This window comes from Actinomyces oris (assembly GCF_006546825.1).
In the GTDB taxonomy this organism is placed as follows: domain Bacteria; phylum Actinomycetota; class Actinomycetes; order Actinomycetales; family Actinomycetaceae; genus Actinomyces; species Actinomyces oris.
In genome coordinates this window covers 1-15,654 of the sequence record NZ_VICC01000003.1, presented here as the reverse complement: position 1 = coordinate 15,654, position 15,654 = coordinate 1, and the positions used below count along the sequence as shown (strand labels likewise).

At 69.6% G+C, this 15,654-nt stretch carries 11 protein-coding genes and 1 pseudogene; 7 read left to right on the top strand and 5 right to left on the bottom strand.

Translation table 11 applies throughout. From position 1 onward, the window contains the following. Positions 1-118 precede the first annotated feature (118 nt). A complete protein-coding gene (locus tag FK267_RS03895; RefSeq protein WP_141406371.1) occupies positions 119-4,003 on the top strand; it encodes an ABC transporter ATP-binding protein in 3,885 nt (1,294 codons plus the stop codon). A gap of 728 nt (positions 4,004-4,731) precedes the next feature. On the opposite strand, the gene FK267_RS03890 is transcribed toward FK267_RS03895, so the two are convergent. After that, a complete protein-coding gene (locus FK267_RS03890; RefSeq protein ID WP_003789393.1) occupies positions 4,732-5,964 on the bottom strand; it encodes a glutamate--cysteine ligase in 1,233 nt (410 codons plus the stop codon). 76 nt (positions 5,965-6,040) lie between these two features. Next, on the bottom strand, positions 6,041-7,312 hold the full coding sequence (locus FK267_RS03885; RefSeq protein WP_141406370.1) for a class I SAM-dependent methyltransferase: 1,272 nt from the start codon (positions 7,310-7,312) through the stop codon (positions 6,041-6,043). 357 nt (positions 7,313-7,669) lie between these two features. On the opposite strand from FK267_RS03885, the gene FK267_RS03880 reads away from it, so the two are divergent. Further along, complete coding sequence (locus tag FK267_RS03880) at positions 7,670-8,320, top strand: SanA/YdcF family protein (protein ID WP_075378907.1); 651 nt, start codon at positions 7,670-7,672, stop codon at positions 8,318-8,320. A gap of 250 nt (positions 8,321-8,570) precedes the next feature. Continuing rightward, positions 8,571-8,867, top strand: coding sequence for a co-chaperone GroES (groES, locus tag FK267_RS03875; RefSeq protein WP_003789398.1), 297 nt, complete (start codon positions 8,571-8,573; stop codon positions 8,865-8,867). A 181-nt stretch (positions 8,868-9,048) separates the two neighbouring features. On the opposite strand, the gene FK267_RS03870 is transcribed toward groES, so the two are convergent. Next, positions 9,049-9,351, bottom strand: coding sequence for a WhiB family transcriptional regulator (locus tag FK267_RS03870; RefSeq protein ID WP_075378908.1), 303 nt, complete (start codon positions 9,349-9,351; stop codon positions 9,049-9,051). A 439-nt stretch (positions 9,352-9,790) separates the two neighbouring features. Here FK267_RS03870 and guaB point away from each other — a divergent pair, with 439 nt between their 5' ends. Continuing rightward, positions 9,791-11,353 carry an IMP dehydrogenase gene (gene guaB / locus FK267_RS03865; RefSeq protein WP_198498099.1) on the top strand — a complete coding sequence of 521 codons (1,563 nt, stop codon included), beginning with the start codon at positions 9,791-9,793 and terminating at the stop codon, positions 11,351-11,353. 132 nt (positions 11,354-11,485) lie between these two features. Here guaB and FK267_RS03860 read toward each other — a convergent pair whose 3' ends face one another. Continuing rightward, complete coding sequence (locus FK267_RS03860; RefSeq protein ID WP_141406368.1) at positions 11,486-12,268, bottom strand: exonuclease domain-containing protein; 783 nt, start codon at positions 12,266-12,268, stop codon at positions 11,486-11,488. Between the two features lie 136 nt (positions 12,269-12,404). Between FK267_RS03860 and FK267_RS03855 the strand changes: the two genes are divergently transcribed. From FK267_RS03855 to FK267_RS03845, 3 genes are all read left to right on the top strand, one after another. Next, the gene (locus FK267_RS03855) at positions 12,405-13,529 is read left to right on the top strand and encodes a GuaB3 family IMP dehydrogenase-related protein (protein ID WP_060956634.1); all 1,125 of its coding nucleotides are present in this window, start codon (positions 12,405-12,407) and stop codon (positions 13,527-13,529) included. A gap of 166 nt (positions 13,530-13,695) precedes the next feature. Then, positions 13,696-13,962 (top strand): HPr family phosphocarrier protein, encoded by a 267-nt coding sequence (locus tag FK267_RS03850; RefSeq protein ID WP_010614584.1) that lies wholly within the window; start codon positions 13,696-13,698, stop codon positions 13,960-13,962. Positions 13,963-14,063: 101 nt separating this feature from the next. Continuing rightward, positions 14,064-14,957, top strand: a complete 894-nt coding sequence (locus tag FK267_RS03845) for a GRP family sugar transporter (RefSeq protein WP_075378910.1) — start codon at positions 14,064-14,066, stop codon at positions 14,955-14,957. A 44-nt stretch (positions 14,958-15,001) separates the two neighbouring features. Here the strand turns inward: FK267_RS03845 and FK267_RS03840 are convergent. Then, positions 15,002-15,654: pseudogene (locus FK267_RS03840) on the bottom strand (IS1634 family transposase); the annotation flags it as partial.

Below are 15,654 nucleotides of genomic sequence, written 5' to 3'. Positions count from 1 at the left end.
CAGCACCGTAATGGTCCGTGCGAGCTGTTGCCCGAGGTTCAGCGGCGAGAGTAAGGTGGACCTCACTAAGTTCTGAAAGCCATTCAGAATTAGGGTCGACGGAAGGTTGGGATACCTGATGAGCACGCGGACACAGTCGTCAGCTCCGGGAGCCTCGCCGTATCCATCGCCCGCGCCGTCGTCGCCGCCCTCAGCCGGTGCAGCAGCGCCTGACGACGCAGCTGAGCCGCCCCCTCAGGGCAACGCCCAGCGCTCGCGCGAGGGGCAGGCAGCCATCGCCCGCCTCGGCGCCCCCGTGCGCACCCGCCTGCGGATCGGTCAGGCCCTCGTCCTGCTCTCCGCGGTCCTGTCGGTGGCCCCCTACATCGCACTGGTCCAGCTCGGCGATATCCTGCTGCGCGCCCACCGGACGGGCCTGAGCCCGGATCCTCAGCAGGTGTCAGGCGTGGTCATGGTGCTCGTGAGCGCCTACTCCACCCGCCTGCTGCTGTACTTCCTGGCGCTGCTCATCACCCACCTGGCCGACCTGTCCCTGCGCGACCGCCTGCGCCGCGACATCGTTGCGCGCATCTCCCACGCCCCGCTGTCCTGGTTCACCGCCTCCACCTCCGGGCGCCTGCGCAAGGCCGTTCAGGACGACACGACCCTCGTCCACACCGTCATCGCCCACGGCCCCGTCGAGCGCCTCAACGCCATCGTCACCCCGCTGGCCCTGCTGGGGTGCGCCTTCTGGATCGACTGGCGCCTGGCCCTGCTGGCCGTCTCCGCACTCGTCCTCTACGTGCTCACCTACTCGGTGTCCATGCGCGGCATGAACGAGAAGACCGTGGAGATGGACCGCAAGCTGGCCGCCATCTCCTCGGCCATGGTCGAGTTCGTCTCCGGGATCGGCGTGGTCAAGGCCTTCGGACGCGTGGGACGCGCCCACTCGGCCTACCTCACCGCTGCGGACGAGTTCTCCGCCTTCTACCGCGCCTGGGCGATGCCCTTGGTGACCGTCACCTGCCTGTCCTTCACCTGGGTCTCCATCCCCGTGCTGCTCCTGGTCAACCTCGGCGGTGGGGCGCTGCTCATCCACGCCGGGGCCGTCACCCTGCCCCAGGTCCTGGCCACGACCCTCGTCGCCCTGGTCCTGCCCGCCGCCCTCATCACCATCGCCTCGATCTCCTGGTCCTACCAGCTCGCCGGCGCGGCAGCCCTGCGCCTGTGCGAGGTCCTCGACACCCCCGTCCTGCCCGCCGCCGACCGGCCCGCACAGCCCCGCGCGGAGCGAGTCGAGATCGACCACGTCTCCTTCTCCTACGGGGAGGTCCTCGCCGTCGACGACGCCTGCCTGACCCTGGAACCGGGAACCGTGACCGCGTTGCTGGGCCCCTCCGGCTCGGGCAAGTCGACACTGGCCACCCTCATCGCCCGCTTCGCCGACCCCGACGCCGGAGCCGTCCGCATCGGCGGGGTGGACCTGCGGGACATGGACGAGTCCACCCTGTACTCCACCGTCTCCTTCGTCCTCCAGGACGCCCAGCTGCTCGCCACCACCGTGCGCGAGAACATCGCCCTCGGGCGCCCCGAGGCCGACCTGGCGCAGGTGCGCGCCGCCGCCCGCGTGGCCCGCATCCACGAGGAGATCATGGCGCTGCCACAGGGCTACGACACCGTCCTGGGGCAGGACACGGCACTGTCCGGTGGACAGGAGCAGCGCATCGCCATCGCCCGCGCCATCCTGCTGAACACCCCCGTCATCGTGCTCGACGAGGCCACCGCCATGGCCGACCCCGAGTCCGAGGCCGAGATCCAGCAGGCACTGAGCGCCCTGGTCAAGGACCGCACCGTCCTGGTCATCGCCCACCGGCCGGCCGCCGTGCGCGGCGCCGACCGCATCGCCGTCATGGACGGCGGACGCATCGTCGCCGCCGGCACCCACGATGACCTGGCCGATGAGCCCCACTACCGGGCTCTGCTACGCCAGGCCGGCGAGATCGAAGGTGCCACGGAGGTGGACGGTGACGAGACCGCCACCAGGACGGAGGACCCCGCACTCGCCGACGGTGCGGCCGACAGTCCGGACGACGGTGTGGCCGACAGTGTGGCTGACGGCGCGGCTGACAGTCCGGACGACGGTGTGGCCGACAGTGTGGCTGACGGCAGGGTCCTGGCGACGTCGCCCTCCCGCGTCGATGACCGGGATGGGCGGACGGGGGCCACGCGTCCGGTGCCCTCCACCCCCGGCGGGTCCTCTCGGCCGGCGAACTCCCTGCTGTCCCGCTTCCGCCGACTCATGACCGACTCCTCTTGGAGACAGACCCGAGGGTGCATCGCCCTGGCGGGAGTCAACGGGGTCCTGGTGGGACTGGCGCTGCTGGTGCTGCTGCCCGCCTCAGTGGCTCTGGCGACCGGTGCGCCCCGATGGGGGCTGTCCTTCGGTGGCTGGCTCGTCGTGCTGGTCGTTCTCGGTCTCGGTGCGGCCGTCTGTGACTTCCAGGGGCGGCGCCTGGGCATGTCGGGGGCGCTGGGCTTCATGCACGACGTCCACCACGCAGTGGGCGACCGGATCGCGCGCCTGCCCCTGCGCTGGTTCACCGCGGACTCCGCCGGTACCCTGTCCCGGGCTGTGAGCCAGGAGATGGTGGCCCTGGGGGAGTCCGCCGCCCACTTCATGTACCTGCTCACCTCCACTGCTGCTGCATGCGTGGTCGTCGGGGTCGGCTCCTGGGCCTGGGACTGGCGCCTGGGGCTCCTGCTGACGCTGGCCGCGCCCCTGTTCGCCGGATTCGTGCGCCTCTCGCGCCGTCTGCTGGACCGTGGCAAGTCCATCTCCGAGCCCGCCGAGCGCGAGCTCGCCTCCCGCATCGTCGAGATCGCCCGCTGCCAGGGCGCCCTGCGATCCTGTCGGGCAGCCTCCGGCTACAGCCGCCTGACTGCCGCCTTCGACGACGGGGCACGCGCCTCCAGGCACGCCCTGTGGTGGGAGTCCGCCGGCAACCTCGTCAACGGCGCGCTGAGCCAGATCGTCGTCGTCGCCATGATCGTCCTGACCTCCTCACTGGCCGCCTCCGGTGCCATGGAGCCGCTGGTGGCCATCGCCGTCATCGGCATGTGCCTGCGTTTCACCACCATGCTCGACGACATCGGAGCCGCCGTCATGGGTGTGGAGGAGCGGCGCCAGATGATGAACCACCTCGATGCCGTCATGGACGCCGAACTCATGGCCGAGCCCAAGGTGCCCAGCTCGCTGCCCGAGCCGGGCGTCGTCGAGCTCGACGACGTCGTCTTCGGCTACCGCCCCGACGCGCCCGTCCTGACCGGGGTTTCGATGAAGGTGCCGGCACGCACCATGTGCGCGATCGTGGGTCCCTCCGGCAGCGGAAAGACGACTATCGCCCGCCTCGTCGCCCGCTTCTGGGATGTGGACTCGGGAACCGTGCGTGTCGGCGGCACCGACGTGCGCGACATGCCGACCTCCCAGCTCATGGAGCAGCTCTCCATGGTCTTCCAGGACGTCTACCTCTTCGACGACACCCTGGCCGCCAATATCCGCATCGGCAACCCCGCGGCCGACGACGCCCAGGTGCGCTGGGCCGCGGACCTCGCCGGCGTCACGGAGATCGTCGACCGCCTGCCCCATGGCTGGGACACGCGCGTGGGAGAGGGCGGGCGGGCCCTGTCCGGTGGGGAGCGCCAGCGCGTCTCCATCGCCCGTGCCCTGCTCAAACGAGCCCCGATCGTCCTGCTCGATGAGGCCACCAGCGCACTGGACGCCGAGAACGAGGCCAATATCGTCGCCGCGATGCAGGAGCTGCGCCGCACCTCGACCCTCATCGTCATTGCCCACAAGCTTGAGACGATCGCCGCCGCCGACCAGGTCATCGTCCTCGACGACGCCGGGCGCATTGCTCAGCGGGGACACCACAATGAGCTTGTCTCCGTCGAGGGGCCCTACCGCAGCTTCTGGGAGCAACGCACCCGCGCCCGCGGATGGGCGCTCGTATCGAGGCAGAAATGATCCCCCAGGAATCACCGAACGCCGGTCGAGACTCGGGTCCGCGCCGGCTCGCAATAGCAGTGGGGCACGAGTCCGGACATCAGGCCGACTTCTCAGTGAGCAGATGATTCAGCGCCTCAGAGGATCCATGAGGCTGTCAGAGGAGGACCGAGAGGGAAATGAGCTCATGGGCGCGGATGCGGGGTGCGCTTCATTAATGCACAATGTTTCGGAGAATTGTGGTGGCAATGGTGCGATGACGTGGAAAGTCATGTGCTAGGGGTGGGGAGGGAAATGCTCAGATGTACCCCGGACGTTTGGTTCCGTGTTCTGTCGGGACGTCAGTGCATGTTGTTCTCTCTTGCATTTTCCATTGTTCGTCCTGCGGGAGGATAAGGAGAATTCGGGTCCATCTCCTCCGCTGCAGCGCAAGCCGATCCCTCCGCCCGGGTCCTCGCCAGCTCCTCAGCGGTCCTGCGAGCAAAGCTCGGAGCACTGGTCGGGTTCGTGGCCGTCGGGATCGTGAGCTCGTGCCTGTGGGCGGGGTACCCGGTGGAGCGCATATCGCAGTACCGCAGGCTGGAGAGAGTTTCTCCCACGGTGACACAACGATCCCGCTTCCCGCCCTGCTGGGGATCCCCGTCACCAGGATGACCAGCCTTCTGTGTGAGGAGATGAAGCGGCGGACAGGGCGCTCCTGAGCCGGAGCCCCGACGCCACCGGCCACAGGTGGGTCGTCGGCGCTCGGTTCAGGACTTGGCCGCCAGCGAGAGCACCTCGGTGGGACGCAGGGGCCTGCCCGCGCGGGCCTCGGCCAGCAGCAGCCTGACGGCCGCCTCCCGCTGCCCTCCGTAGGCCCTGACGGCGGCGATCTGACGCTGGTAGGAGGCCCCCGTCTCCAACGTGGTGCGCACGGAGTCCAGTTCGGCGGCGCAACCGAGATCCTCGGCGACGGGAGCGAGCTCGGTGAGCATCCGCTCAACCGTGTCTCCCACCAGCTCCTCCTCACCGGCGGAGTTGACGATGAGGATCGCGTCCATGCCGTAGCGGGCTGAGCGCCACTTGTTCTCGGCGACGTACCAGTCCGGCAGCGCATCGAGCTCCTCACCCCGGTCCAGGGTGCGGGAGAAGGACTCCACGAGGCACTGGGTCAGTGCCGCCATGCCGGCCAGCTCGGTCAGGTTCGTGGCGGCGTCGCAGGCCCGCACCTCGATGGTTCCCAGGCGCGGTGAGGGGCGCACGTCCCAACGGATCTCGGTGAAGTCCTCGATGACGCCGGTGTGGACCAGGTCCCCGGTGTAGCTCTCCAGCTGCTCCCAGGTGCTGAACTGCTCGGGGGCGCCGGCGGTGGGCAGCTGCTGGAACATCATGGCGCGGTTGTCCGCGTAGCCAGTGTCCGCCCCCGCCCAGAAGGGCGAGGAGGCGCTCAGGCACTGCAGGTGGGCGGTACGCGTGAGCAGGGCCTTGAGGATCGGCAGGACCTTGCTCCGGTCCTCGACGCCGACGTGCACGTGGGTGCCGAAGATGAGCATCTGGTGGCCCCACAGCCGGGTGCGGTCCACCAGGCGTGCGTAGCGCTCGGCGTTGGTCACCTTCTGCACCAGCGGGTCGGCGAAGGGGTGGGTCCCGGCCGAGGCCAGGTCCACGCGCAGCGGGTCGGTGACGGGAAGGACTCGGTCGAAGGCGAAGGCGATGTCCTCCATGCACTCGGCCACGGTCCTGCGCGCCCCGGAGACCAGCTCGATGGTGTTGAGCATCATCTCGCCGTGCACGTGCGGGTCCGGGCCCACCTTCTGGAGGATCTCCTCGGCGCACTGACGCAGGTCGAGGCTGTCTCGGTCGATGAGGGCCAGCTCCCACTCCACCCCCAGCGTGGAGCGGGCCGATCCGGCGAAGTCAAGGGACTGGGGGCGGCGGGCCGGCGGCAGTTGAGCGTCGGCGGACGCGGCGTTCGGGCTCGTCGTGTCAGTCGTGTTCTGCATGTCCTGGCCTCCTCGGGTTCCCCGGTTCCCTCGCGGGTGCTGACCGGGGGTCTGTCGTCGCGGGAATAATGGGGGTCTATGACGTCGGTGAGTGAGCTGATGAGGCGCTGGTGATCGGTTCGACGACGAGGACGGCGCCCTTCGCCTTGTCTCCCAACCGGGTCAGGATCCAGGTCTCCGATTCTTGGCCGCTGAGCCTCAGTGAGGCGCGCAGGGCGTCGGGGGAGACGTCGACTCCGCGCTTGAGGATCTCCAGGCGCCCGATGCCCAGCTCGCGCCCACGGGAGCGCAGGGTCTTGAGCCGTAGCGGCAGGACCTCGGTGAGTCGGAAGGAGCGTACGAAGGGGGCAGTCGCCTCATCGGGCAGGCGCTCGCCCGTGAGGTAGCCGATCCGGGGTCCCACTGGCCTGGCGTCCAGGGTCTCGCACAGGTGGGCGATGAGTCCGGCGCGCACGGCGGCGCCGTCGGGAACGTGGATGATGCTGCCCAGGTCGTCGGGCGAGTTGATCGGATCGACCTGGACCGGCGGCTGCGAGGGGTCGGAGGTGCTCGGATCAACCAGTGTGCAGGCGGTTGCGTTCTGCGCTCCTGAGCGCAGGATCAGTGCGGAGCGCCCGGGGCCCTCCGGCGCCAGCGGTCCGCACCAGATGGCCGCTTCGACGACGTCGCCGTCCACGCTCACCCACTGGGTGTGGGCGTCCGATGGCAGCGCGGCGTGGTCGATGCCGGGGGCGACCTTGACGCCCAGGGCGGGCACGGTCTCGCGCAGTGCGAGCACCTGCGACAGGGCCGGGGACCACTGCTCCGGATCGGTGATGCGACGTCCCTCGGTGCGGCGTGCGGGGTCGGCGAAGACGGCGTCCACCCCTCGCTCGACCAGGTCGATCTCCAGGGCGTCGGCGCACTCGACGCTCGCGTGGGGGAAGGGCATGAGGTTGATGGTGGCCAGGGCGGCTGCGGCCTCATCTCGGTCCACGGCGAGTACCGGCAGGTCGAGCCCGGCCAGGGCGACGGCGTCGCCCCCGATCCCGCAACCCAGGTCCGCGACCTTCGTCACGCCCGCGGCCGCGTAACGGGCCGCATGGTGGGCCGAGACCGTCAGGCGGGTGGCCTGCTCCAGGCCGTCGGCGGTGAAGAGCATCTGCTGGGCGAAGGGGCCGAACTTCGCCGTGGCCCGCTCGCGCAGGCGCTGCTGCGTCAGCGCGGCCGCCACCAGGGCGGGGGAGTGTCCCTCCTCGCGCAGAGAACGACCCAGGGACAGGGCCTCGGAGGGGTCGTAGGGGGGCAGGGAGGACAGAAGCTCCCAGCCCTCGGGGGTCAGCAGGAGCGCGACGTGGTTCTCAGCCATCACCCCCGATCATTCCATGCAGAACCTGCCAATGGGCGTGATGTTCACTGGGTGGAGCGGGAAGGGGCCCACGCAGGGAGGCCGGGAGGAGATCTGAGAAGGCCCTGGGGCCCTGCCTGGCCGGCGGTGAGTAGGGTTGTGTGCCGAGGCGCCGCGCACCGGCGGGGCCGAAAAGGCGCTGGACGGGAAGACGGGTGGGGACTGATGACTGAGGGGGAACCCCGGGGCGGTGCCAGTCAGGGCGCCGGTGCCGTTGCGGGGTGCGAGGACGACGGCGTGAGCACAGCCCGGCGGCCTGACGCTGCGGGGCGCCCCAGGGCGCTTCTGCGGTCGCTGGTGCGGATCTCTGCGGCAGTTATGGGGGTCATGGCCCTCCTGGCGGCCGGGGCCAGTATCTGGGCGTGGACGATCAGCGCCGGGCACATCGAGATCGCCGGTAAAGGCCGCGGCGACGGCGAGGCTGCCAGGGCGCCGGTGGCGATCGTCCTGGGGGCGGCCGTCGACGCCGACGGACAGCCCTCGCCCTGGCTGGCTCACCGCCTTGACACCGCCGCCGAGCTCTACACCAGCGGTCGCGTCGAGGCGATCCTGGTCTCCGGGGACAACCGGCGCGCTGGCTACGACGAGCCCACTGTCATGCGTAGGTACCTCCTCTCCCAGGGGATTCCCGACCAGGCGATCGCTGTGGACTACGCGGGCTTCGACACCTACGACACCTGCGTGCGGGCACGCAGGATCTTCGGGATTGAACGGGCCCTGCTCGTGACCCAGGACTTCCATGAGCCGCGCGCGGTCGCTATCTGCCGTGCGGTCGGCGTCGACGTCGAGGGCGTCGGCGACTCGCGGGCCCGCAGTGACCGCATCGGGTGGGCGGTCGGCTGGGCGCGCGAGCGAGCGGCGGCGATCAAGGCCGTCGCCGATGTCGTCTCCCGACGAGACCCGACCCTGGGACGCCAGGAGACGAGCGTCAAGGAGGCTGTCGCCTGGACCCGGGAGCGCCGGCGCTGACGAGGGCTGACGCCCACGGCGAAACCGCCGCCACGCTTTGGCACTCGCGTTGACTGAGTGCTAACGCCGACGTAGATTCTCCGTCAGGCGCAGCGGAGTGCTCTCCCGGTCCTGGGATGCAGGGCGGGCACCTTCTGCGACTCGCACTCCTGCATCGTGCCGGACCGACCCCCGCGACGGCGGCCGGGCACGCCTGGGGAGGGCGAACAAGCCGTTCTACTGCACGTTGAAGAGAAGGAGGAGGTCTCCAATGTCGATCTCCATCAAGCCGCTCGAGGACCGTATCGTCGTCCAGACCGCTGAGGCCGAGCAGACCACCGCATCCGGCCTGGTCATCCCCGACACCGCCAAGGAGAAGCCCCAGGAGGGCAAGGTCGTGGCCGTGGGCCCGGGTCGCATCGATGACTCCGGCAACCGCGTGCCCGTCGACGTCGCCGAGGGCGACGTCGTCATCTACTCCAAGTACGGGGGCACTGAGGTCAGCTACGCCGGTGAGGACTACCTCATCCTGTCGGCGCGCGACGTCCTGGCGGTCGTCACCAAGTGAGCCGTTGAGGTCGTGTGCGCCGCCCGGCGCCACGGCATGGTGAAGAAGGGGGAGGCACCCTTGAGGTGCCTCCCCCTTCACCGTGCGTGCACGGAACCTGCTCCATGGAGGCGCCGTGTCTGGATGATTGTCTCGAGATGGGAATGTCCGTGCTGTCGATTCCCTGGAGCGGGGCGGAGCGTCAGGCCGGCTCGTCGGTGAGGCGGCGTGCCTGCCGCTCGTAGTATGCGCGCCGCTCCTCCTCACTCATGCCTCCCCAGACGCCGTAGGGCTCGCGGGTGCTCAGGGCGTGGTCCCGGCACTCGTCCAGGACGGGGCAGTCCTGACAAATGGCCTTTGCTCGTTCGTCCCGTCGTCGACGGGAACCGCCTCTCTCTCCTTCGGGGTGGAAGAAAACCGAGGAGTCCATGCCGAGGCAGGCCCCCCGGTACTGCCACTCCCAGAGGGTGGAGATCGGGCCGGGCAGACGCGATGAGTCGTGCATTGCCTCCCCTCCTTTGGATATGGCGGTCGGGCACACCGAACGTGATGCGCTATATCTAACGATAAGATCGCGCGGTGCGTTAATCAAGAAGAATCATTCTATCTCACAACGAAACTTTCTCCAGATTTGCTGGATGTTGGCGTTCTGGATGTCTGAAAACGTGCGCCAGAATGTGGCGCTCGAATAGCAGAAACGTTTTGTGAATGATGTGTGTCTGAGGAGCATCTTTTTTCTGAAACGTTCCGCATTCATTGTCGCTTTATTTCTGAGACGCCCATCACCTCGGTGCGGTGGTCTCGCCGTCGGGCCGGCTGCCGTGTCGGCCGTCGGGTCGAGTGCTCCGCTCTGCCCTCGGGGCGCGTCGGTGCCGGACGGCTCGATGGGGACGGCTGTGTGGAGGCCGGTGGGCCAGCGGGCGGACAGGCCGGCGCCGGCGGATATGCACAGGGTGGTCAGGTCGTCCTACGATGGCCCCGTGAGCGACTCGATCACCAGCCCTGACGTCTTTGCCCCCACTGGACTCACTTACGACGACGTTCTCCTGCTGCCCAGGCTGACCGACGTCATCCCCTCTGAGGTCGATACGACCTCCAGACTGACCTCGAGGATCAGCCTGGCCACCCCGCTGCTCTCGGCCGCGATGGACACGGTCACCGAGTCGGACATGGCTATTGCCATGGCTCGCCAAGGTGGTATCGGTATCCTCCACCGCAACCTGTCCATCGAGGACCAGGCCCAGCAGGTGCGACGCGTCAAGCGCTCGGAGTCCGGGATGGTCACCGACCCGGTGACCGTCGGACCGGACGCCACCATCGCCCAGCTCGACGAGCTCTGCGGCCACTACAAGGTCTCCGGCCTGCCGGTCGTCGACGCGGGAGGCAACCTTCAGGGGATCATCACCAACCGCGACCTGCGCTTCGTCCCCCCGGAGCGCTGGGCGAGCCTGACCGTGCGCGAGTGCATGACACCGCGTGATCGCCTCATCACCGGCGAGACCGGCATCTCGCGGGAGGACGCCAAGGCGCTCCTGGCCGAGCATCGCATCGAGAAGCTGCCCCTGGTCGATGCCGAGGGGCGCCTCACCGGTCTCATCACCGTCAAGGACTTCGTCAAGACCGAGCAGTACCCCCACGCCACCAAGGACGCCGAGGGGCGCCTCGTGGTGGGTGCTGCCGTCGGCTACTGGGGAGACACGTGGGAGCGCGCTGGGGCCCTGGCTGAGGCCGGCGTGGATGTCCTCATCGTCGACACCGCCAACGGCGGTGCCAAGCTGGCGCTGGAGATGATCTCCCGTCTCAAGTCCGATTCCGCCTTCGGCGGCATCGAGGTCATCGGCGGCAACGTCGCTACCCGGGAGGGCGCTCAGGCGCTCATCGACGCCGGGGCCGACGCCGTCAAGGTCGGGGTGGGGCCGGGCTCCATCTGCACCACGCGCGTCGTCGCCGGCGTGGGGGTGCCCCAGGTGACGGCCATCTACGAGGCGGCTCGCGCCTGCAAGCCCGCCGGGGTGCCCCTCATCGCCGACGGCGGCCTGCAGTACTCCGGTGACATCGCCAAGGCCCTCGTGGCCGGTGCGGAGACCGTCATGCTCGGCTCCCTGCTGGCGGGCTGCACGGAGTCGCCCGGCGACCTCGTCTTCGTCAACGGCAAGCAGTGGAAGCGCTACCGCGGCATGGGGTCGCTGGGGGCCATGAGCTCGCGCGGGCGCACCTCCTACTCCAAGGACCGCTACTTCCAGGCCGACGTCTCCTCGGACTCTAAGATCGTCCCCGAGGGCATCGAGGGGCAGGTCCCTTACTCCGGTGCGCTGGGCGACGTCGTCTACCAGCTCATGGGCGGGCTGCACCAGTCCATGTTCTACGTGGGTGCGCGCACGATCCCCGAGCTCAAGGAGCGCGGTCAGTTCGTGCGGATCACGAGCGCCGGTCTTAAGGAGTCCCACCCCCACGACGTCAAGATGACCGTCGAGGCACCCAACTACAGCGGGCGAGACGGGGTCTGACACATCGCAGCCCAGTTGACCAGACAGACTCAGCGGAACACTGCCGCTCAGGGAGCCGGCCGGAGTGATCCGGCCGGCTCCCTGTGTGCGGGCGTACCTCGCCGGTTGCGCGGCGGGGCACCCGGAGGGGGCTCAGAGCGTGGGGGAGTCGGGCAGCGGCCAGGCGGTCTGGGCCGGTGTGCGTGAGGGGTTCTTGCGCGCCAGCCACTCGTTGAAGGACTCCGCCCAGGTGCGGTGGGCTCGGGCCTGGAAGGCCACGAGCTCATCGGGGCTGAGCTCTGAGAGCTTCGGATGGGCCGTGGCCAGGGCCTCGAGCACATCGAGTGTGGCGGCCACATCCACCTCTGCGGTGTGCAGGGCCTCATCGACGCGCACGCCGTAGACCTCGCAGAGGTCGCCCAGGCGGCGCTTGCCGCGGCGGTAGCGGTCCACGGCCCGGTCCAGGACCAGCGGGTCGGCGATGGGCCCCAGCTCGCGGCCAAGGCGCGAGCGCATTGTGGGCAGCCCGTGGCGAGCGAGCTCGGCCTCCATGAGAGTCAGGTCGTAGGAGGCGTTGAAGGCGACGACCGGGGTGCCGGCCGCCATCGCCGCCACCAGGTGCTCACTGACCTCTGCCAGCACCTCGGTCACCGACCGACCCTCGGCGCGGGCCCGCTCGGTGGTCACGCCGTGGACCGCGGCGGCGGCCTCGGGGATCTCCACGCCGGGATCGGCAAGCCACGTGGTCACCGACTGCGGCCGGACTCCGTCGGCCCGAGGAGCCGCCCGCCAGACGAGCGCCGCCGTGACCAGACGGTCGCCGGAAGGGTCCACTCCGGTGGTCTCGGTGTCGAAGCCGAGCAGGGGGCCCAGGGGCCAGGTGGAGGGAACGGGTGCGGCGGTGTCGGACATGGGGGAGGAGTGCGGGGTGCTCATGGGGCCAGCATGCCACCGGGCTACGACATCAATGCGCCGGTGCCAGTGCGCCTCGCCCGGCTGCCGGCGCCCGCGCAGGCCTCCGCCCCGCCGGTCGCTCCGGTGGATACCGGACCGGCCCCACTAGGATCGGGCCATGAGCACAGAGGTCGAGATCGGACGCTCCAAGCGTGCCCTGCGCGCCTACTCCTTCGACGACATCGCCCTGGTGCCAGCGCGTCGCACCCGGGACACCTCCGAGGTACGCGTGGGCTGGCAGATCGACGCCTACCACGTGGATCTGCCGGTCATGGCCTCCCCCATGGACTCGGTGATGAGCCCCGAGACCGCCATCCTGGTGGGACGTCTGGGCGGGATCGGCGTGCTGGACCTGGAGGGGTTGTGGACCCGCTACGAGGACCCCACCGAGGCGCTCGAGCGCATCCGCCGGGCGGATCCGTCCCGGGCCACCAGCGTCCTGCAGGAGGTCTACCGCGCCCCGGTCAGGCCCGAGCTCATCACTGAGCGGCTCACCCAGATCCGTGCCTCCGGCGTCGTCGTGGCAGGGCGACTCAGCCCCGCCCAGACACAGCGTCACTGGCGCACCGTGGTCGAGGCGGGTGTGGACCTCATGGTCATCCGCGGCTCCTTCGTGTCGGCCGAGCACGTCTCCGGATCCGTCGAGCCCCTCAACCTCAAGCGCTTCATCTACGAGCTCGACGTGCCCGTGGTGGTCGGCGGGGTGACCACCTACACCGCCGCCCTCCACCTCATGCGCACCGGCGCGGCCGGAGTCCTCGTGGGGCAGGGTGGCGGCGCCTCCTCCTCCGTGCGCCAGGTCCTGGGGCTGCACATGCCCATGGCCACCGCCGTGGCCGACGTCGCCGGGGCCCGGCGCGACTACCTCGACGAGTCCGGGGGCCGCTACGTCCATGTCATTGCCGACGGCTCGGTGGGCAACTCCGGCGACGTCGTCAAGGCCATCGCCTGCGGCGCGGACGCCGTCATGCTCGGGGCCGCCCTGGCCCGGGCCGAGGAGGCTCCCGGCGGCGGTTACCACTGGGGCGCCGAGGCCCGCCATGAGCGCCTGCCGCGGGGCTTCCGCAGCCACGTGGGCACAGTGGGCACCATGGCCGAGATCCTCAACGGCCCCTCCGACCGCGCTGACGGCACGCTCAACCTCATGGGCGCCCTGCGCCGCACCCTGGCCACCACCGGCTATGCGGACGTCAAGGAGCTCCAGCGGGTCGAGGTCGTCCTGGCGCCATACACCGGTTCTTGAGGAGGCCTCCTCGACGAACCGTGATTTTGACGGGAGGAACAGTGCAACAGAGCCGTGATCTCGGGTAGTCTCGGCCGGGACAGCAGCCGCTGCGCTGCTCAGATCGGTGTGGGGGCATGATCCGCTTCCCACACTGTTAGCCCCCACATGTCACAAGGAGCTTCACATGGCCCAGGTCACCGCCACCATCGCTTCCAAGGTCGGTCTGCACGCCCGTCCTGCTGCCACCTTCGTCAAGGCCGTCGCCGAGAAGGGCGTCCCGGTCACCATCGCCAAGGAGGGCGGCGCTGCGGTTGACGCCTCCTCCATCCTCGGTGTGATGACCCTGGGCGCCGGCTTCGGCGACGTCGTCACCCTGGCCTCCGATGCCGACGGCGCCGAGGCGGCCCTCGAGGACCTCAAGGCCCTCCTGGAGACCGACCTGGACGCCTGAGAACAGGCCCAGCCGGACGGGGCGCGCTCCACTGCGGGGCGCGCCCCGTCCGCGTTGAGACGCAGACAAGTACCCGTGTCGAAGAGCGTTGCGGACCCGCCATGAGCATTGCCATCGCCCTCGTGCCCTCCCTGCTGTTCGGGGCACTGTCCCTTCTTCTCGGAGCCTTCCCCACCGACATCCGCCGCCAGAACACCGCGGTCATGGTGGGAGCGGGAGCCGTCTCGCTCGGATGCGCCGCCATGCTCGGCTCGCCCTGGTCCCTGAGCGCCACCGTGTGGGGCGTGGCCTGCGGACTCATGTGGACCGGTGGGCAGGTCTTCGTCCTGTGGGCCTTCCGCGCCTGGGGCGTCAGTCGCACCATGCCTCTGACCACCGCCCTCCAGCTCCTGCTCAACGCCACCCTGGGCGTGAGCCTCTTCGGTGAGTGGCGCGCTCCCGGGGCCCTGATCTTGGGGATGGTGGCGCTCGCGCTCATCATGCTCGGCGCCGCCGCCTGCTCCTGGCAGGAGCGCACCGGCCCCGGTCCCACTCCCGCGCAGCGACGTGCCGGTCTGCTGGCCACCGCCGCCTCAGCCGTCCTCTACGGCTCCTACCCCTCGCTGCTGCGCGCCGTCGAGGTACCCCCGGCCCACGCCGTCGGACCCATGGGGCTGGGACTGTTGGCTGGTGCCGGACTGTGCGCCCTCATCCTGCCGCGGCGCGCGCCCCTACGAGGCCCGAGGATCGTTCCGGCCGCGCTCGCCGGGGGCCTGTGGGCGGTCGGTAACGCCCTCATGCTGCGCTCGACGGCGGCTGTTGGTGTGGCCTCCGGCTTCACCCTCTCCCAGCTCGGCTTCGTCCTGGCCACCATCGGTGGTCTGACCATCCTGGGGGAGGAGCGCACCGGGCGGGAACGCACGGCGGTGGCCGCCGGCGTCGCGGCAGCCGTCGTCGGCCTAGTCCTCATGGGCCTGGCGACCGGCATGGACACCGGCGCGTCCCCCTCACAGTAGCCGGTGCTCTGGAGGCGGATCTTCTGACCTGAGTTGCACAGTTTTTAGTGCCCTGTTGGGATGCTCAGGGCGGTGAGGATTTCTTCGGCTTCGGGGGTCAGGGGGTCGGCGGCGGTGAGGTGGTGGCCGTTGAGGTTGATGGTGATCTCCTGGAGGGGCTTGAGGGTGCGGATGATGCGTTTGATGCTGATCCCGGTGGTGTCCTGGAGGTGTCGGGCGATGGCCAGGGCTGCCATGACCACGGTCAGGTGCGCCTCGATGGCATCGCGGGTGTGGTGGAAGACGGGGCGGGCTCTCAGGTCGTGCTTGCTCATCGGCGAAGGACTGCCCGGGCGTGCCACAGCTCGTGATACGAGGAGACGACCTCACCGGCGCCCATGAGATGCGCGGGAATGTTGGTGACGTAGCCCTTGAGCCCCACCAGGGAACGGGCCCTGGCCAGGGAGGCCTCATCCAAGGTGGCGTCACCGGCGTGGGTGGTGACAAAACGCGTGCCCTTGGGACGCTTCTCACCGGCGACGGATGGCCCGGGCGCGGTTCTCCTGGGCGATCAGGGTCCGAGTGTCCCTGGCGGCGCGCTTCTTGGAGTAGGCCCACACCGCCCGCCACGACCCCGGGTGAGTGTCCGGGTCCCAGACGGGCTCAGCCCTGAGGCTCTTATCCCGCTCGGTGTTCGAGCCCCTCCTGGGGGTGATGG